The organism is Xenorhabdus sp. NBAII XenSa04 (genome assembly GCF_963866145.1).
Taxonomy (GTDB): domain Bacteria; phylum Pseudomonadota; class Gammaproteobacteria; order Enterobacterales; family Enterobacteriaceae; genus Xenorhabdus; species Xenorhabdus indica.
The window spans coordinates 26791-44964 of the sequence record NZ_CAWMEB010000417.1; the positions used below are offsets into that span (position 1 = coordinate 26791).

The 18174-nt window shown below is 41.1% G+C and carries 17 protein-coding genes and 1 pseudogene; 10 read left to right on the forward strand and 8 right to left on the reverse strand.

The features are described from left to right. Window positions 1–30: 30 nt before the first annotated feature. On the forward strand, window positions 31–537 hold the full coding sequence (gene dps, locus AAC147_RS16355; protein WP_047682949.1) for a DNA starvation/stationary phase protection protein Dps: 507 nt from the start codon (window positions 31–33) through the stop codon (window positions 535–537). Window positions 538–708: 171 nt separating this feature from the next. After that, the gene (locus tag AAC147_RS16360; RefSeq protein WP_047682950.1) at window positions 709–930 is read left to right on the forward strand and encodes an alkylphosphonate utilization protein; all 222 of its coding nucleotides are present in this window, start codon (window positions 709–711) and stop codon (window positions 928–930) included. Window positions 931–984: 54 nt separating this feature from the next. On the opposite strand, the gene dinG is transcribed toward AAC147_RS16360, so the two are convergent. Beyond that, a complete protein-coding gene (gene dinG / locus AAC147_RS16365; RefSeq protein WP_047682952.1) occupies window positions 985–3120 on the reverse strand; it encodes an ATP-dependent DNA helicase DinG in 2136 nt (711 codons plus the stop codon). Window positions 3121–3331: 211 nt separating this feature from the next. Between dinG and AAC147_RS16370 the strand changes: the two genes are divergently transcribed. After that, the gene (locus AAC147_RS16370) at window positions 3332–3517 is read left to right on the forward strand and encodes a hypothetical protein (protein ID WP_047682954.1); all 186 of its coding nucleotides are present in this window, start codon (window positions 3332–3334) and stop codon (window positions 3515–3517) included. A gap of 105 nt (window positions 3518–3622) precedes the next feature. Beyond that, window positions 3623–4462, forward strand: a complete 840-nt coding sequence (gene sseA, locus AAC147_RS16375; protein ID WP_047682956.1) for a 3-mercaptopyruvate sulfurtransferase — start codon at window positions 3623–3625, stop codon at window positions 4460–4462. Between the two features lie 131 nt (window positions 4463–4593). On the opposite strand, the gene AAC147_RS16380 is transcribed toward sseA, so the two are convergent. The 5 genes and pseudogenes from AAC147_RS16380 to rhlE form a co-directional block, all read right to left on the reverse strand. Next, a complete protein-coding gene (locus tag AAC147_RS16380; protein ID WP_047682958.1) occupies window positions 4594–4842 on the reverse strand; it encodes a GlsB/YeaQ/YmgE family stress response membrane protein in 249 nt (82 codons plus the stop codon). A gap of 462 nt (window positions 4843–5304) precedes the next feature. Beyond that, complete coding sequence (locus AAC147_RS16385; protein ID WP_047682959.1) at window positions 5305–6579, reverse strand: bifunctional O-acetylhomoserine aminocarboxypropyltransferase/cysteine synthase; 1275 nt, start codon at window positions 6577–6579, stop codon at window positions 5305–5307. A 40-nt stretch (window positions 6580–6619) separates the two neighbouring features. After that, window positions 6620–6730 (reverse strand): annotated as a pseudogene (locus AAC147_RS16390) (IS1 family transposase); the annotation flags it as partial. Between the two features lie 91 nt (window positions 6731–6821). Next, window positions 6822–7775: a tRNA dihydrouridine(16) synthase DusC gene (gene dusC / locus AAC147_RS16395; RefSeq protein ID WP_047682961.1), complete on the reverse strand. Its 954-nt coding sequence runs from the start codon at window positions 7773–7775 to the stop codon at window positions 6822–6824. A gap of 4 nt (window positions 7776–7779) precedes the next feature. Then, entirely contained in the window at window positions 7780–9123 is a 1344-nt protein-coding gene (rhlE, locus tag AAC147_RS16400) for an ATP-dependent RNA helicase RhlE (RefSeq protein WP_047682962.1), read from the reverse strand. Between the two features lie 329 nt (window positions 9124–9452). Here rhlE and cecR point away from each other — a divergent pair, with 329 nt between their 5' ends. From cecR to AAC147_RS16430, 6 genes are all read left to right on the forward strand, one after another. After that, on the forward strand, window positions 9453–10130 hold the full coding sequence (cecR, locus tag AAC147_RS16405) for a transcriptional regulator CecR (protein ID WP_047682964.1): 678 nt from the start codon (window positions 9453–9455) through the stop codon (window positions 10128–10130). 50 nt (window positions 10131–10180) lie between these two features. Further along, window positions 10181–11170, forward strand: coding sequence for a secretion protein HlyD (gene hlyD / locus AAC147_RS16410; protein ID WP_047682966.1), 990 nt, complete (start codon window positions 10181–10183; stop codon window positions 11168–11170). 9 nt (window positions 11171–11179) lie between these two features. After that, on the forward strand, window positions 11180–12916 hold the full coding sequence (locus AAC147_RS16415) for an ATP-binding cassette domain-containing protein (RefSeq protein WP_047682968.1): 1737 nt from the start codon (window positions 11180–11182) through the stop codon (window positions 12914–12916). Beyond that, a complete protein-coding gene (locus AAC147_RS16420; RefSeq protein ID WP_052189600.1) occupies window positions 12913–14091 on the forward strand; it encodes an ABC transporter permease in 1179 nt (392 codons plus the stop codon). Before AAC147_RS16415 ends, AAC147_RS16420 begins: the two co-directional genes overlap by 4 nt. An 11-nt stretch (window positions 14092–14102) precedes the next feature. Further along, on the forward strand, window positions 14103–15209 hold the full coding sequence (locus AAC147_RS16425; RefSeq protein ID WP_047682970.1) for an ABC transporter permease: 1107 nt from the start codon (window positions 14103–14105) through the stop codon (window positions 15207–15209). A gap of 368 nt (window positions 15210–15577) precedes the next feature. Further along, window positions 15578–16603: a hypothetical protein gene (locus AAC147_RS16430; RefSeq protein WP_047682972.1), complete on the forward strand. Its 1026-nt coding sequence runs from the start codon at window positions 15578–15580 to the stop codon at window positions 16601–16603. Between the two features lie 199 nt (window positions 16604–16802). On the opposite strand, the gene AAC147_RS16435 is transcribed toward AAC147_RS16430, so the two are convergent. Both AAC147_RS16435 and moaE read right to left on the reverse strand, forming a co-directional pair. Then, the gene (locus tag AAC147_RS16435; protein ID WP_047682973.1) at window positions 16803–17513 is read right to left on the reverse strand and encodes a Bax inhibitor-1/YccA family protein; all 711 of its coding nucleotides are present in this window, start codon (window positions 17511–17513) and stop codon (window positions 16803–16805) included. A 199-nt stretch (window positions 17514–17712) separates the two neighbouring features. After that, window positions 17713–18174 (reverse strand): molybdopterin synthase catalytic subunit MoaE, encoded by a 462-nt coding sequence (gene moaE, locus AAC147_RS16440; RefSeq protein WP_047682976.1) that lies wholly within the window; start codon window positions 18172–18174, stop codon window positions 17713–17715.

The window sequence follows — 18174 nt, forward strand, 5'->3', positions numbered from 1 at the left end:
AAGTATAGTTCAAATTAAGGAAGCGTTACGATGAGTACAGCAAAATTTATCAGAAAAAATCCCTCTAAGCTGATTTACACCCGTAATAATATTGATGAGGGTATTAAGCAAAGTTCTATTTCTACCCTGAACCATATGGTGATCCAATTTATTGACTTGTCCCTGATGACCAAACAAGCTCACTGGAATATACGCGGCAAAAACTTTATTGCCATTCATCAAATGCTGGATGATTTCCGTACCACACTTGTTGAGCATCTCGATACTTTTGCAGAACGTGTAGTGCAGTTAGGCGGTACTGCTCTGGGAACAACTCAGGATGTTCATAAAGAGACTCGGTTAGAAAGTTATCCAACAGATATTCATGATGTGCAAGATCACTTAAAAGCACTGGCAGATCGCTATGCCATCGTTGCCAATGATGTCCGTCAGGCTATTGTTGATGCAAAAGATGAAGACACAGCAGATATGTTCACCGCCGCTTCCCGTGATCTCGACAAATTTTTATGGTTTATTGAAGCAAATATTGAGCAATAAGATATTAAAAGTATCCTTTCATGATTTTAAGGCCGTTACCACGGCCTTTTTTGTTATTAAAAATATCTAAAAATAGAAGTTTTAGCATAAAAAATCATACTAACCTTTAAAAAATTATTTTTCTCTCTATAATCCTGTCTGTTCTAAAAATAAACATAAGGATCATATACGATGGATATCGAAGTCAAAGATACTAATGGTGCACTACTGAATGAGGGTGATTCAGTCCAGGTCATTAAAGATCTGAAAGTCAAAGGAACCTCTAAGACATTGAAACGTGGCACATTAATTAAGAATATTCGCCTTACCAACCGGGAAGATGAAATTGAATGTAATGCCGATAAAATCAAAGGATTAGTATTAAAAACCTGCTTCCTGAAAAAAGTAGGATAAATAGCGGTTATCCATAAAATTCTGCTTAAAGGATAAATAATATTAACTCTTTTATTATTTATCCTTTTTCATCCGCACTAATTCTTCTTCCGAGAGTATTTTGGGCTGTTCAATCGGAAATACAGGCAACGCCTTCAGCAATCGGGAACCATAACGCTTGGTTAATAACCGTTTGTCGTAAATCACTACATCCCCATAACATTCATGGCTGCGTATCAATCTCCCCACTTGTTGGATCAAACTGAAAGAAGCACTCGGCAGACTTTGCACTTCAAATGGATAACGCTTCAAAGACTTAAGCCATTCACTTTCAGTAATAATGACGGGATTTGTAACAGGTGGAAAAGCAATTTTGTGGATATGCACTTGTGAAAGGTAATCGCCTTTTAGATCCAGCCCTTCCGCAAAAGATTGTAACCCAACCAGAACACTGGCCTGCCCTTCATCAATACGTTTGCAATGGGTTTCCACCAGTCGATATCGCGGCTGATCTCCTTGCACCAGTAACATCAATCGTAAGTCTTTTACGAAAATGAGAAAACCGTCCATTGCTCGTTGGCTGCTAAATAACACCAACATTCCCTGATGTTTACCCTGCAAAACTTGTGCACGAAAATAACGAGCCATCTCTTCAAGATGTTTCATTTCATTATGAATTGTGGGTTCTTCTGTCATCTGAGGAATAACCAGATGCCCTTGCCGCACATGCTCAAAAGGAGATGATAACGTAATAAAGCGATCATCATGATTTTCATGTAAACCCGTCAGCTCCTGAATACGGGAAAAACTATTCAGGGAACGTAATGTTGCCGATGTCACCACAACATGAGGAATATTCCGCCATAATAATTGAGTTAATTGCTCACTTACCCGAATGCCTGCGCAATGAAAGTAGAAATGTGACTGACTCTTCTCATAACGGCGTGTTAACCATTTTGATATCGGAGCATGGGAAGATTCCTCCTGTACAGCCAATCGCCATAGTTTTGTCATATTTTCGAAATAACCTAATGTCCGGCTAGTCTGCAAGATAGCACGGTGCAGCCTGACAATATCCTGTTTGGCTGTTTGCTCGGTAAGATCACTTAAAATCGCTTCAGATAAGCCACGTAATCCATCAGTAAGTTTAAAGAGTTGCTGGCAACACAACAGCAAATTATCCGGCAGTTTTCCCAATTCAAACAGATATTCTTCCACTTCACTGTTTTCAGGCAACAATACCTGTGTAATACCCGATAGTTCTTTAAAACATTCACGGATTTTTTCACAGTGTGTCTGCAAACGGGTAGTATTGGCCAAAGTGGGTGGTTTTGCCGGGCGAAACTGAAGCAAATACTGTTCTACATGACGAACAAATGAATCCAGTTGCCCATTTAACTGAAATAACGTGATTTCCCCTTCAACTTCCAGTGAATCTCTTGCAACATCGGGAACATGATGGCCTTCATCCAAAACCAACAGCAAATTTTTAGCTTCTGGTAAGACAGATTCACTTTCCAGTGCTGCCATAACCAAAGCATGATTGGCAACTACGACATCAGCATCTTCAATTTCCCTTCTGGCAAGAAAGAATGGGCAGCGATGGTAAAACTGACAGTTTCTCGCCAGACAGTTCATTTTATCCGTGCTGATCTTTGACCATAGCGTATCCGGCAATGCCAGTTTATGATGATCGCGTAAACCATCCCAGACAAAAGTGGTGTAATCATTGCGTAATCGGCGGCACAGCTCCCGTTCCTCACTATTAGCAATCGTTATCTGATCTTCCATCAGAAACATCAAATCAATTTGCTCTCCATCAGCAGCACAGATAGCCTCCAGATTACGCGGACAAACGTAACGCGCACGACCAAAAGCCCCGGTAAATTTCAAATCGGGAATAATCTTTCGCAATAATGGTAAGTCCTTACTGTAAATCTGATCTTGCAAGGCGACATTGGCTGTACTTACCACCAGTGGTTTTTTTTCCGCCCGACTGACAGCAATACCGGGGAGAAGATAAGACAGCGTTTTTCCCACACCTGTTGGTGCTTCTATCACTAAATGCCGCCCTTCTTCATCAGCCAATGTTTTTGCTACTTCGGCAATCATCTGACGCTGCGAAGCTCTTGGAACGAAACCATTGATATGAATGGATAGTGCCTTATACCATTGGCTGATTTGAGTTTTTATTGAATTGGAAAGTGCCATGAGTTTTGCTGCATAAAAATTGGAGTACTATTCTCCCACAGAGTTGTTATCAGATCAGCCTGATATCGTCATTATTGGAAACAGCTTTTGAAAAGTGGAGGGTATATCGCTTGTCTGGAATGCAGAAGACTATATACTGCTGACTTTCTATGTGACAAAGACCTTGTAACTAAAAAAACCTTGTAACTAAGAACGTTATTGAGAAACAAAGATGAAAAAAATCCTGCTTATTATTATCGTATTATTCACTCTTGGCTCCATTGGCGGCATTATTTTAGCAGGAATGAATATGTATAACCGTTCAACAGCATCAACAGAAGAACCTCAACAAACACAGCAAGAGCAAATACAGCAGGAAGTAGTACAACAGGAAACTACATCAACAGAACAACAATAGTAATCAATACACTTTCAAATTTATCGTCCCCCTGAACTTAACAGTATTTGCACTGAACAGCATAATGTATGCAATATCCGACATGCACATCAGATGAGGAAGCTTATGAACAATGAATATTTTGTGACTCCACAGTGGCTAAGCGAACATCTCAATGATGAGAATGTCGTCATTATTGATGCCAGTGCTCCTATGCCAACCCAAACTATCGACTATCATCAGAAGTGGGTGGAGAACCATATCCCAGGCAGCCAGTTTTTTGATCTTGATAAAATAGCTAATCTCCAAACCGAATTACCACATATGCTACCGGAGCCAGAAACTTTCCGGCTGGCTGCCAGCGCAATGGGAATAAGTGAAAGTCATTTGGTAGTGATTTACGATCAGGGGAATATGTTTTCTGCCCCTCGTGCGTGGTGGACGTTTAAGATTTTTGGTGCTCAGCATATCCGTATTCTGGAAGGTGGCTTACAAGGCTGGCAACAGGCGGGTTATCCAACAGAATCAGGAGCAGTCAACCGCCAGCCCCAGAAATTCAATATTCAATTTACGCCTGAATATGTTTTTTCCCAACAACAGATCCTTGATGCCCTGCAAGGCAATGCGCCGACACAGTTTATTGATGCCAGAGCGGAAGATCGTTTTCAGGCCAAAGTACCAGAGCCGCGTCCCGGTTTAAGAATGGGTCATATTCCTGGCGCCAAAAATGTCCCGTGGACAGCATTAATTGAGAATGGACGCTATAAATCACCAGATGAAATCGAACACATCTTTAAACATCAAAGCGTCGATTTAAACCGACCAATTATTACCAGTTGTGGCTCTGGTATGACAGCAGCCGTTTTAGTATTAGGACTTGATATAATCGGTCATAAAACAGCAGGGCTATATGATGGTTCCTGGGCGGAATGGGGAGCAGATGATATGCTTCCATTAGAAAAATAGTGATCTGTCTGATAAATTTTAAACACACCGAAATTTAAAAGGGCATTAAAGTATCATGCCCTTTTTCTAATACTTTTTTCTATCGATCATATGATATCAACCAAATTAAACCTATTAATTTTGCTAATCGATTAGTTAGAAACTTTATGGTATATAAACAGAACGATTAATGCGCCAATAACTGCAATAGCGAAACTCCCCAGGTTAAAACCATCTACTTTTCCCATACCCAAAAAAGTACTGATATAACCACCAACAACCGCACCAATGATCCCTAAAATCACCGTCATAATGATACCACTGCTATTATCTCCCGGCATAATCCACTTCGCTATGATTCCGGCAATTAAACCAAAGATAATCCATGACAAGATACCCATATCCAACCTCCTGAATTTATAGTTAAATAAGATTTATATTAGTTAAGAACTAAAAATAGCTATGGGGTGATCTTACTGAAAGTTTCTTAATTCCACGTCCTAATTTAAGACACTAAATAAAAGAATTGCAAATAGGAAAAGATAAGATATTTGTAAGTGATTAGTGATATTTATAGAATTCGCTGATATTAAAAATCTGCACTAATTAATTTAATATCAATATTAATTTTTCCAGATTAAGCATTACAATAAATTAGTCAAACCTAATTTTTATAAATAATAAGACTTGTAGATCGACTGAAAATTACCATAAATAATATTTATAAAAATCAGAATAAGATAAAAAAATCAAAAAATGGATTAATTAATATAAATAATCTTATTTATCTTCAGAACCCACATATTCTCATAACAGTATAAAAGCCTATCCAATTTAGGCTTTTATTCAAATAATATTGAAAATTATTTTGCTGCATCCAGTGCTTGTGCAAGATCGGCAATAATGTCATCAATATGTTCGATTCCGATAGATAGACGGATCAGATCACGTGACACTCCAGCTTTTACCAACTCTTCATCATTCAGTTGACGGTGAGTTGTGGATGCTGGATGACAAGCCAATGATTTTGCATCACCAATATTAACCAAACGTATAATCAATTGCAGGGTATCGATAAAGCGTATCGCTGCTTTTTCTCCTCCTCTGATGCCGAAAGAGATAATAGCAGACGATTTACCATCCATATATCGAACAGCCAAATCATATTCAGGGTGTGCCGGCAATCCTGCGTAATTAACCCAGGAAACCTGAGAATGTTGTTCCAGATACTGAGCAACTTTCAGGGCATTTTCAGTATGGCGCTCCATACGAAGAGCCAATGTTTCAAGACCTTGTAGGATCAAGAAGGCATTAAAAGGGGAAAGTGCCGCACCAGTGCTACGCAGTTGCCCGACACGGCAGCGAGCGATAAACGCCGCGGAACTAAAATGTTCGATGTAGTTTATTCCGTGATAGGAAGGATCCGGTGTATTTAAAACCGCAAAACGATCTTGATGTTCTGCCCAAGAAAATTTGCCTGAATCAACAATTATTCCACCAATAGAAGTTCCATGACCGCCGATATACTTGGTCAAAGAGTGAATGATAATATCCGCGCCATGTTCAAACGGGCGGCATAAATAAGGTGTTGCAACAGTATTATCGACAATAAGCGGAATGCCGTGCCGATGGGCAATATCAGCTAATGCCTGGATATCAACAATATTCCCGCTTGGATTAGTGATGGTTTCGCAAAAGACGGCTTTGGTTTTTTCGTCAATCATCGCTTCAAGGGTAGTAAAATCATTATGATCAACGAAACGAACTTCAATCCCAATATTCGGAAAATTGTGTGCCATTAAGTTATAAGTACCGCCATACAATTTTGCTACGGAGACAATATTATCTCCCAAGCCAGTAATTGTCTGGATGGCGTAGGTGATTGCCGCCATGCCAGAAGCAACTGCAAGCGCCCCAACTCCTCCTTCTAAAGCAGCGATACGTTTTTCCAATACATCATTAGTGGGGTTCATGATGCGGGTGTAAATGTTGCCTTCAACTTTTAAATCAAATAAATCAGCACCATGCTGGGAATCATCAAAAGAGTAGGACGTTGTTTGATAGATTGGGACTGCAACGGCTTTGGTTGTAGGGTCAGGTGAGTAACCGGCATGGATGGACAGTGTTTCTAATTTCATTGTCATTTCCTTCAGTGAATTACAGAGTAAGGTCATGTATTCAACCTGCTGATCGACCGCCAACATAATATGTTGTTTCGATAAAAGTACCAATGACTTTATCGTGCATTTTCAGTGATTCTGAATAACCTAATACTTTACTATTTAACCTTTAAATTCAGTTGAATAGTGCCATATTTTCACGTTCGATATGTAGTGTGAAGAAAGGTATATAATAAAAATTACACTGCCACTTTAATTAATTATACATACAAACCACTCTCTACGGCTAAAGAAATAACTTCAGATATAGCAGATGAAGTTTTCAATGCTCTGATTTGCATAAATAGTTCATCAGCTTCATCATATTCTTTACGTAGATAACCAAGCCATTGCTTGATACGTGTGACATGATATATGCCTGTATCTCCCTGCTTTTCCAGCCAGATATATTTTTGCAGGAGCTGGAGCACCTCATGCCATGCCATTTTCGGTTCATTATATTTAATAACTCGGCTTAGATTCGGCACGTGCAGCGCACCACGTCCAATCATTACCGAATCACATCCAGTAACTTCGATACACTCCTGTGAACTCTGCCAATCCCATATTTCACCATTAGCGACCACCGGAATAGTAAGGCGTCGGCGGATCTCGCCAATCGCCTGCCAATTTATGCATTCTGCTTTATAGCCATCTTCCTTAGTACGCCCATGCACAACCAATTCCGTTGCACCCGCTTGCTGAACAGCATCCGCAATTTCAAACTGACGGGCATCGGAATCCCACCCCAGACGTACTTTGACTGTAACCGGCAATTCTGCCGGTACAGCTTCTCGCATGGCTTTAGCACCACGATAGATAAGTTCAGGATCTTTCAGTAACGTGGCCCCTCCTCCACTACCATTAACTGTTTTGGAAGGACAACCACAATTTAAATCAACTCCCCACGATCCCAATTCCACCGCTCTGACCGCATTTTCAGCCAACCATTCAGGATATTGCCCCAAAAGTTGTATCCTGACCGGCGTACCCGATGGAGTCCTGCTCTGATGATGCAATTCAGGACATAAACGGTAAAAAGATTTCACTGGCAACAAGCGGTCCACTACACGCAAAAATTCGGTAATGCAAAGGTCATACTCATTGACCTCACTCAATAACACCCTAACCAATGAATCCAAAACCCCTTCCATCGGAGCCAGCAAAACACGCATGGAATTACTCTCCTGCTGCCACTTTGGCTGGCCTACGATGACGGCGCTGCTGTGATGATGCACCTTTGCCACGTGGGTTACGACTATCACGTGGGTTACGACTATGATGTTGCTGACTATCCTGTTTGTTACTGCTTCGCTGATCCTGACCACGGGATTGATTACTGCGCCCGTTGCGTCCATTCTGGATAGGCTCCGCTTTAATGGAGGGATCGGGTTCATAACCAGGAATCGCGATACGTGGAATTTCCCGTTTCAGCAAGCGTTCAATATCTTTTAATAGCTTATGCTCATCAACACACACTAGTGATATTGCCTGCCCTGTTGCTTCTGCGCGACCAGTGCGGCCAATACGGTGTACGTAATCTTCTGCAACATTAGGTAATTCATAGTTAACGACATGAGGCAATTGGTCGATATCCAATCCACGAGCAGCAATATCCGTCGCGACCAATGCACGTATCCGGCCTGCTTTAAAATCGGCCAATGCACGAGTTCTGGCTCCTTGACTCTTGTTGCCATGAATAGCCGCCGCAGCAACACCATCCTTATTAAGTTGTTCTGCCAGACGGTTCGCACCATGTTTAGTTCGGGTAAATACCAATACCTGCTGCCAGTTTTGGCTGCCAATCATATAAGAAAGCAATTCTCCCTTACGTTTCTTGTCCACAAAATGGACAGACTGATCGATCTGTTCAGAAGCCGAGTTACGACGAGCGACTTCCACACTAACCGGATCACGCAGCAATTTATTAGCAAGATTTTTGATTTCATCAGAGAATGTAGCTGAAAACAGTAAGTTCTGACGTTTAGCGGGTAGTTTGTTCAGTACCCGACGGATATCATGGATAAATCCCATATCCAGCATGCGGTCGGCTTCATCCAAAATCAGAATTTCCACATGGGATAAGTCCACGGCATTTTGATGTTCCAGATCCAGCAAACGGCCCGGTGTGGCGACCAAAATATCGACTCCACCACGTAATTTCATCATTTGTGGATTGATGCTAACACCACCAAATACTACAAATGAACGCAATCGGAGATATTTGCTGTAATTACGCACATTTTCACCAACTTGTGCGGCTAATTCACGGGTTGGTGTCAGGATTAATGCCCTGACCGGCCGACGCCCTTTGGATTGAATGGGAGATTCGCTCAATAACTGCAAGACAGGTAAAGTAAAGCCCGCCGTTTTCCCCGTTCCTGTCTGGGCACTAGCCAGGAGATCTTTACCAGATAGCACAACAGGAATTGCCTGTCGCTGAATAGGGGTAGGTTCTGCATAGCCTTGTTCTTCAATGGCACGCAAAATATCAGCCGACAAGCCGAGTGACTCAAAATTCATAAATAAGAAATACTCCAGACTTCACCATTCCTGATATCAATTCAGGGGCAGTTTTATGGGAAGAAAAAACAGACGCGATTAAATCGCAAAAGAAATTACACAAACTGCAATGCTCCATAAGGGTGCATTATAACAGATAAGTTTTTTCAATCAGCATGAGTACACAAGTAAATTTACATCAGCCTGTTTTATACTCTTTGTCGTTTGTCGTGCAAATTTAGCTTTGTTGACTGTATCTTGAAATCCAGTGGCTATAGCTTTAAAGTTAATCATACGATTGATATATTTATAACCATTTCAGCAATTTTTATCACAGGATATTTCTTAACATGGCAGCGAAAACGGCTCAGACTTCACGAGGTGAACAAGCTAAACAACAACTTCTTGAATCTGCATTAGAAATTTTTGGTAAATCAGGTCTGGAAGGTGCAACCACTCGTAATATTGCCCAACACGCAAAACAGAATATCGCTGCTATCGCTTATTATTTTGGCTCCAAAGAAGGGTTATACCTGGCTGTCGCACACCATATTGCAGAAAGACTAAAAGCTGAATTTTCTCTGCTGATTAAAACTATTGACCAATTTTTTATCACTACTCCTCAACCTTACTCACAAGACCAGATACTGGCATTTATTCATCAAGGCTTGATTAGCTATAACCGTCTTATTTTCGATAAAAGCAGTCTGAATCTCAGTCGCATTATGTCACATGAGCAATTGACACCGACAGAAGCTTATAGCGTCATCCATGAACAAGGGCTTGCCCCAATTTACTCTCGCTTGAATAAGTTGATCGCCTATTATATCGGTGCTGATGAAGGAAAAATTTCAACACAAATCCATACTCATGCCTTATTAGGCGAGATCCTCTCTTTCCGGCTGGCACGAGAAGCTCTATTACGCCAAACCGGTTGGGATAATATTGGCACCAAAGAGTACGAATTAATTAACCAGGTTTTGACTCAACACATTAATGTTTTGCTTAATGGGTTGCGAAAAAAATAACCAACAAACAGCGTAAGTTGAAAATTTAATAACGCATAAGGGATAGTAGTATGAACACTAAAAAGTTTGCTCTTGTCCTATTGGCGATCATCATGATTATCGGTGTTATTAGTCTTTATTATTATCAGGAGAAGAATGACAAAGAGTTAACCCTATATGGCAATGTTGATATCAGAACTGTCAACCTTGGCTTTCGGGTCAGTGGTAAATTAGAAAATCTGCTGGTGGATGAAGGAGATACCATCACCGCAGGACAACTCCTTGGTCAACTCGATAACTCCCCTTTTAATAATGCATTGAATCAAGCCAAAGCAAATCGCGATGCAATCAGGGCAAATCTTACCAAAACAGAAGCAGGTTATCGCTCTGAAGAAATTGCTCAGGTACGCGCCGAAGTTGCTCAGAAAGAGTCAGCATTCCGCTTTGCCGATAGTTTTCTGAAACGTCAACAGGAATTATGGCAACGTAAAATGATCTCAGCCAATGATCTGGAAAACGCCAGAACAGGGCAACGTCAGGCATTGGCCGCTTATCAAGCCGCAAAAGATAAATTACGTCAGTTTGAAACAGGATATCGCAAAGAAGAAATCGCCGCCGCTAAAGCACAACTCGCACAGGCCGAAGCAACCGTCGCACAAGCTGAACTCAATTTACAAGATACCCGCCTTATTTCACCATCCGCCGGAATTATTCTTACCAGAGCCATTGAACCAGGGGCAATTCTGGCCGCCGGAAATACAGTATTTACACTATCACTGACTAATCCGGTCTGGATCAGAGCATATATCAATGAACCTAACCTCGATCAGGCGGTGGCAGGACGCGATATCCTGATTTATACCGATGGGCGGAAAAACCAACCCTATCACGGTAAAATTGGCTTTGTTTCTCCGACCGCTGAATTTACCCCCAAAAATGTTGAAACCCCGGATTTAAGAACCGATCTGGTCTACCGATTGCGCATTATTGTCAGCGATCCCGATGAGGGGTTGAAACAAGGGATGCCTGTCACATTACGTTTTACTGAGCCACACAAGTAAGGCTGAAATATGACCAGTTCAGAATATACGATAAAACTGAACGGCGTGGAGAAAACTTTTCCAGGGTTAGAAAAACCCGCTGTATCCCATCTGAATGCAGAAATCTTCGGGGGTTCTGTAACGGGTCTTGTCGGCCCGGATGGAGCAGGAAAAACCACACTGATAAGAATGTTGGCAGGGTTATTAAAACCTGATAGTGGCAATATTGAAATCATGGGGCTGGATCCCATTAAAGACAGTATTGAAGTACGTTCTGAGCTTGGCTATATGCCGCAAAAGTTCGGTCTGTATGAAGATTTAACCGTATTAGAAAATCTCAATTTGTATGCTGATCTCCGCGGTGTACTCGGAGAAGAACGAAAAACCACCTTCCAAAAGTTACTGACCTTTACTGATTTAACACGTTTTACTGACAGGCTGGCAGGTAAACTCTCTGGCGGAATGAAACAAAAACTAGGGCTTGCCTGCACATTGGTCGGCAGCCCAAAAGTGTTATTGCTTGATGAACCCGGTGTCGGCGTAGATCCCATTGCCCGGCGGGAATTATGGCAGATGGTGCATGAACTCGCTTCCGATGGAATGTTGATTTTATGGAGCACCTCTTATTTGGATGAGGCTGAGTTATGCCCTGATGTTTTATTACTGAATCAGGGGGAATTACTCTATCGCGGCCAACCACAGAAATTAACCCAAAGTATTGTCGGACGCTCTTTTCTGCTTGATATCGAACCTGACTCACGCCGAAAAACACTGCAACATGCACTCACCTTGCCACAAGTGACTGATGGTGTGATCCAGGGCAGATATCTCCGTTTAATTTTAAAAGCGGATGCAGATAAAGATGAGTTACTTCAGCAACTAGGTTTACCCGATGTAGAAATGCTGGATGCCGAGCCACGTTTTGAAGACGCCTTTATCGACCTCTTAGGTGGTGGCCCTTCCCACCGCTCAGAGCTGGCAGAAATCATGCCTCAAATCCCACCGAATCCGACAGAAATCGTGATAGAAGCCCGTAACCTGACGAAAAAATTCGGGGATTTTGCGGCGACAGATCAGGTGAACTTTCAGGTGAAACGCGGGGAGATTTTCGGTTTACTGGGACCAAACGGAGCCGGGAAATCGACGACATTCAAAATGATGTGCGGATTAATGCTCCCTACTCACGGCAATGCGCTGGTACTGAACATGGATTTAAAAACCAGTTCAGATAAAGCTCGCCAGCGTCTCGGTTATATGGCACAAAAATTTTCACTCTATGGCAACTTAACTGTAGAGCAAAACCTGAAATTCTTTTCCGGTGTTTATGGTTTGAGTGGCCGCCATCAGCAGAAAAAAATGACAGATATGATCAGTGCTTTTAGTCTGAGACCCATTCTGCACCAAACTACCGACAGCCTGCCACTCGGCTTTAAACAGCGTCTTGCCCTCGCCTGCGCCCTGATGCATGAACCGGATATTCTGTTTTTAGATGAACCAACTTCGGGCGTTGATCCACTGACTCGTCGTGAATTCTGGCTGCATATCAACGGCATGGTGGATAAAGGTGTGACTGTGATGGTAACGACACATTTCATGGATGAAGCAGAGTATTGTGACCGTATCGGGCTGGTTTTTCGCGGAAAGTTAATTGCAGCAGGTACGCCTGATGAGCTGAAACAGCAAGTATCGGCCACTGACCGCCCTAATCCTTCAATGGAAGATGTTTTTATCGATCTCGTGGTGAATTATGATAAGGAGCCGCAATGAGTGACATTGAACAGAATCATCCTGCTTCTATTCCCTCTACTCAAAAAGCAGTCAGTTTTTCATGGCGGCGATTAAAAGCACTTTGTATTAAAGAGAGCAAACAGATTATCCGCGATCCCAGTAGTACCTTAATTGCTGTGGTTATTCCACTCATATTACTGTTTATTTTTGGTTATGGAATCAACCTTGATTCCAGCAAACTTCGCCTCGGAATTTTGATGGAGCAACAAAGCGAAGATGCCCGCGAGTTGGTGCACGCATTTATAGGATCGCCTTATATCGATGCCACAATCAGCAATGATCGCCAACTTTTAATCAATAAAATACAAGCGAGTGAAATCCGCGGCATTATTGTTATTCCGGTTAATTTCGATGCCCGGCTTGCTCGTGTCGGCGATCATGCTCCGATTCAGGTAATCACAGATGGTAGTGAACCCAATATCGCCAATTTTGTGCAAAGCTACGCTAAAGGTATCTGGCAAATCTGGTTACAGCAACAAAGTCAGGATCGTGGAGTTTCAACGACTCCATTGATTGATATGCAAGTTCGTTATTGGTTTAATCCTGCCGCTATCAGCCAACATTTCCTAATCCCCGGTGCTATTTCAATTATCATGACAGTCGTTGGCGCAATCCTTACTTCTCTGGTTGTCGCACGTGAATGGGAACGCGGCACCATGGAGGCCCTTCTGTCCACCCAAGTTACCCGAACCGAACTGTTGCTTTCTAAGTTATTGCCTTATCAGGTTCTGGGCTCTTTCGTTATGGTGCTTTGCATGGTATTCGCTGTGTTTATTATGGGCATTCCTTATCATGGTTCCCTCTGGGTACTCGCTTTGATTTCCAGCCTGTATCTTGCTACAGCTTTGGGAATGGGATTATTAATTTCAACGGTCACACGCAATCAGTTTAATGCCGCAATGATTTCCCTGAATACCGCCTTTTTGCCAGCAATTATGCTATCCGGCTTTGTGTTTGAAATTAACAGCATGCCAGCTTTGATTCAGGTATTCACTTATATCGTTCCTGCCCGTTATTTTGTCAGTAGCCTACAGACGCTATTTTTAGTAGGTAATGTCGGTACTGTTTTAATCACAAACTTATTGTTTCTGATTGCCAGTGCCATCGTGTTTATTAGCCTGACTGCATGGAAAACCCGCCGGCATCTGGATTAAAAGGAAAGAACATGTTTCATCGTCTATATACACTCGTCATGAAAGAATTGCAGTCTCTCCTGAGAGATCCTAAGACACGAGCCACGCTGATCTTACCCGTGATCTTCCAGATGAGCCTGTTTCCGTGGGCTGCTACGCTGGAAGTAAAAAACGCTACCATTGCAATTTATGATGAAGACAAAGGACGGGCTTCCATTGAATTAACCCAACGGCTGGCTAAATCGAAAGCCTTTCCTGATGTTATTATGTTGAACAGTTCACAAGAAATTCGTCCAACATTGGATAATCGTGATGCCCTGTTACTGGTCCGTTTCCCACAAAATTTCAGTGCCCATCTCGCCAGCCAAACCCCTACTTCAATTCAAGTCCTGCTGGATGGACGTAATTCAAACAGTGCACAAATTGCCGCTAATTACCTTCAACACATTGTAATGGATTACCAGAAAGAATTACTGGGTAATGCACCGGGACTCAATAACAGTGAGTTGATCATTCGTAACTGGTATAACGCCAATCTGGATTATAAATGGTTTGTCGTTCCATCTTTGGTTGCCATGATAACGACCATTGGTGTTCTTATCGTTACTGCCCTTTCCGTTGCCCGTGAAAGAGAACAGGGAACATTGGATCAATTACTGGTTTCCCCGCTGACTACCTGGCAGATTTTTATTGGCAAAGCCATTCCAGCGTTAGTCGTAGCAACGATTCAGGCAAGTATCGTTTTATTGATTGGAACATTGGGTTACCAGATCCCTTTCTCCGGTTCATTGTTATTATTTTATGGTTGTATTCTGGTTTATGGATTGTCGCTGGTTGGGTTTGGCCTCCTTATCTCCGCCATCTGTTCAACTCAACAACAGGCTTTTATCGGTGTGTTTGTGTTTATAATGCCAGCTATTTTGCTCTCTGGTTATATATCTCCCGTCGAAAATATGCCAGTCTGGCTGCAAAACATAACGTGGATAAACCCAATCCGGCATTTTACTGATATAACCAAGCAAATTTATTTAAAAAGTGCTGATTTTTCAGTTATCTGGCATAGTTTATGGCCATTATTGCTGATTATTGTCACTACAAATGGAATCGCTTATCGGTTATTTCGGAGTAAGATTGCCTAACGGCAGAGAAGTCGCCTAATAACCATTTTTCCATCCTATGAGTTGATACGCGGATTTTTTCTTCTACACTAAAAGAAGAGAGGTGAATATCTTCTTATTTTTCTTTTAGTAGAGTCTTTACTTTTCAAGTTGCCTTTTTGTTGGCAGTGATCGTTCACCCTAGCCACTGTAGATTCTATCTATGTTTCCAGGGATTCATTCCCTTTCTGCTGCAACGTAACTGTTTCCTCAGCTAAGTTACCAACGGCATAAGAACATAATTAACATATGATTAAAGGAGATTTATTTGTATTTCCATTTGTTATACAAGGATTTTAAACTAATTTATTATTACAAATAATAACACTATGATCTAAGAGGATAGTTTTATGGATAATATTAAAAATATTAATCAATCTTCTGATTGGCATGGATTAAATGATCTTAAAATAAAACTTTGTTATATAAAAGAAGGTAATAATGCTAATATATTTGCTAACTCAAGAAATATGGTTGCGGTCATCATCCAAGTACAACCAACTGATATTTCAGGTAATACTATATCCATTTCGAGCAAATTAATTTCAGAACATATTTATCTAGTTGACTATAATACAGAAGAGAAACTTATTTATAATGCACAAGAAGATGACAACTTTACTTGGTCATATACCAATGAACCCAACGAATTTACAGCAATATCAGAAAATTCATCTTGTATTAAACAATACCAACATGATAAATCAGAAAATAATGTAATTTTATATATATATTGTTCACCTAAAGTGGAGAATCAAGCTAAACAGATAGCTGTATCAGTTAATGCCCCAAAAGGTAAATACTCTACTGCTCATCAGGAAAAAGAGGGAGCATTTATCCAATTAACACCGAATAATGAAATATATTATCACATGTCCGATCTAGAAATAAATGAAGAACTTATCGCAACTCATAATGAACGGGAAGACTACTTCTTCTGGAATCAATTCAATACATATGTATCTCTTAAGCCAAAAGATCAATGTGGGGAACGGAATATTATAAAATTAAAAAATGTCGGCGGTGCACTCGATTCTGTTCATCAACTCTATCATATAAATGTCGGGTATTTTCGTTATTATGCACATTTTCTCTGGTCATTAGGCGAACATACGACCGTCTCCGTGGGCAATACTAAGTGGTTTAATTTAGATATTCCACATCCTATAGATATAGAAATTAGACAAAAAGCTAATGCTCTTTGTTTTACCGTCATTTTCATGGGATTCGATTCCATTGGTAAAACACAAGATACTTGGTACAACATGTATATAAGTATCTATGACCAATTCGGTAATAATGGCATGTTTGATGTCGTACCAAGGAATGATAACGACCACGAGAAAATTAAAATTCATCTTAGAGATCATGAATAATCATTAATTACCTTGTCTATAACAAAACAAAATTCGCTCACCAATTTCTTATATTAATCTCTTTGACAGATAATTAATTGTTTCAAACTCTCGGTATTCGTTGTAGTCCAAACTGAAGAAAAATCCTTATATTGAAAGCCAGTAGCAAAAGACCCTGCCAAACAGGGTCTTTAATATTTTAGGACAGAAATCGCAGTAATTAACGACGATCACCCAGAATACGCAGCAACATCAGGAACAGGTTGATAAAGTCCAGATACAGCGTTAGTGCACCAGTAATGGAGTATCTACGCAGGTTCTCTTTATCATTGACATCCAGTTCAGCACCCATTTCTTTCAGTTTCTGAGTATCGTAAGCAGTCAAACCAGCAAAGATCAGAACCCCAATATAGGTAATGGCCCACATCAGAGCCGGACTTTTTAGCCAGATATTGACCAGAGAAGCCAATACAATACCGATTAGCCCCATAAACAGGAAACTGCCTAAACCGCTCAAGCTACGCTTCGTGGTATAACCATAGACACTCAGTGCACCAAACATCGCTGCCGAAATAACAAAAGTGCTGGCAATAGAGCTACTGGTGTAAACGACAAAAATACTGGATAACGTCAGCCCGGTTAGCATGGAATAGAGCATAAACAGCCCTGTTGCCAGAGCACCACTCATTTTATGCACCAGACCAGACAGCACAAACACCAATGCAAGTTGTGCAATGATCAAGCCATAAAATACGATAGAGTTACTGAAGATGGCAGATAAAATTTCTGGCGTATTTGCCACATACCATGCAACAAATGCGGTTAACAACAGACCACAAGTCATCCAGCCATAGACTTGCGCCATATAAGTTTGTATACCTGAACCAGCTTGCTGGACAATCGAACCACTAGAACGTTGATATCGGTCCATGACGAGTACCTTTTATGACAATGTTTAAGGGTTAAGACTGTTAAAAATAAACAATCTATTTCAAATGCTATACATTAGCATAAAACATGAACAAAACCATCTGCCAATTAATGACAATTTTAGTGACATATTATTTCTTTACCCAGTTTTAGAGATAGTTCGCAAACTACTCCACTAATGTATTTTTTCTGACTTTATATCATTGAGTTAACCAACGACTGGCTGCTTCCCGATCGCTTTCCTTTGCTTCCACCCAACGCTCTCCATCAAAAAGGAGTTCTTTTTTCCAGAAAGGAGCCTGAGTCTTCAAATAATCCATCAAAAATTCAGCCGCAGCAAAAGCCATGCTGCGATGGACACTGGTTACGCCGACAAATACAATTTCATCCCCCGGATATAACTTTCCAATACGATGAATAATGTTGATACGTTGTAATGGCCAACGCTGGCGAGCTTCCTCAGCAATCTTCTGCAACATGTTTTCCGTCATGCCCGGATAATGTTCTAATATTAACGCCCGGACATTATCGCCAAGATTGTGGTTACGCACCTTGCCTGTAAAGGTCACGACCGCACCATCTTCATCACACTGTGCCAGCCATTGGTATTCTGCTCCAACATTAAATACCTCTTTCTGGACACAAATCCGTGTATTTTTCAC

Bases quoted from the DNA above. Each gene is read 5' to 3' on its own strand.
- dps (WP_047682949.1), top strand. From the start codon at position 31: ATGAGTACAGCAAAATTTATCAGAAAAAATCCCTCTAAGCTGATTTAC.
- AAC147_RS16360 (WP_047682950.1), top strand. From the start codon at position 709: ATGGATATCGAAGTCAAAGATACTAATGGTGCACTACTGAATGAGGGT.
- dinG (WP_047682952.1), bottom strand. From the start codon at position 3,120: ATGGCACTTTCCAATTCAATAAAAACTCAAATCAGCCAATGGTATAAG.
- AAC147_RS16370 (WP_047682954.1), top strand. From the start codon at position 3,332: ATGAAAAAAATCCTGCTTATTATTATCGTATTATTCACTCTTGGCTCC.
- sseA (WP_047682956.1), top strand. From the start codon at position 3,623: ATGAACAATGAATATTTTGTGACTCCACAGTGGCTAAGCGAACATCTC.
- AAC147_RS16380 (WP_047682958.1), bottom strand. From the start codon at position 4,842: ATGGGTATCTTGTCATGGATTATCTTTGGTTTAATTGCCGGAATCATA.
- AAC147_RS16385 (WP_047682959.1), bottom strand. From the start codon at position 6,579: ATGAAATTAGAAACACTGTCCATCCATGCCGGTTACTCACCTGACCCT.
- dusC (WP_047682961.1), bottom strand. From the start codon at position 7,775: ATGCGTGTTTTGCTGGCTCCGATGGAAGGGGTTTTGGATTCATTGGTT.
- rhlE (WP_047682962.1), bottom strand. From the start codon at position 9,123: ATGAATTTTGAGTCACTCGGCTTGTCGGCTGATATTTTGCGTGCCATT.
- cecR (WP_047682964.1), top strand. From the start codon at position 9,453: ATGGCAGCGAAAACGGCTCAGACTTCACGAGGTGAACAAGCTAAACAA.
- hlyD (WP_047682966.1), top strand. From the start codon at position 10,181: ATGAACACTAAAAAGTTTGCTCTTGTCCTATTGGCGATCATCATGATT.
- AAC147_RS16415 (WP_047682968.1), top strand. From the start codon at position 11,180: ATGACCAGTTCAGAATATACGATAAAACTGAACGGCGTGGAGAAAACT.
- AAC147_RS16420 (WP_052189600.1), top strand. From the start codon at position 12,913: ATGAGTGACATTGAACAGAATCATCCTGCTTCTATTCCCTCTACTCAA.
- AAC147_RS16425 (WP_047682970.1), top strand. From the start codon at position 14,103: ATGTTTCATCGTCTATATACACTCGTCATGAAAGAATTGCAGTCTCTC.
- AAC147_RS16430 (WP_047682972.1), top strand. From the start codon at position 15,578: ATGGATAATATTAAAAATATTAATCAATCTTCTGATTGGCATGGATTA.
- AAC147_RS16435 (WP_047682973.1), bottom strand. From the start codon at position 17,513: ATGGACCGATATCAACGTTCTAGTGGTTCGATTGTCCAGCAAGCTGGT.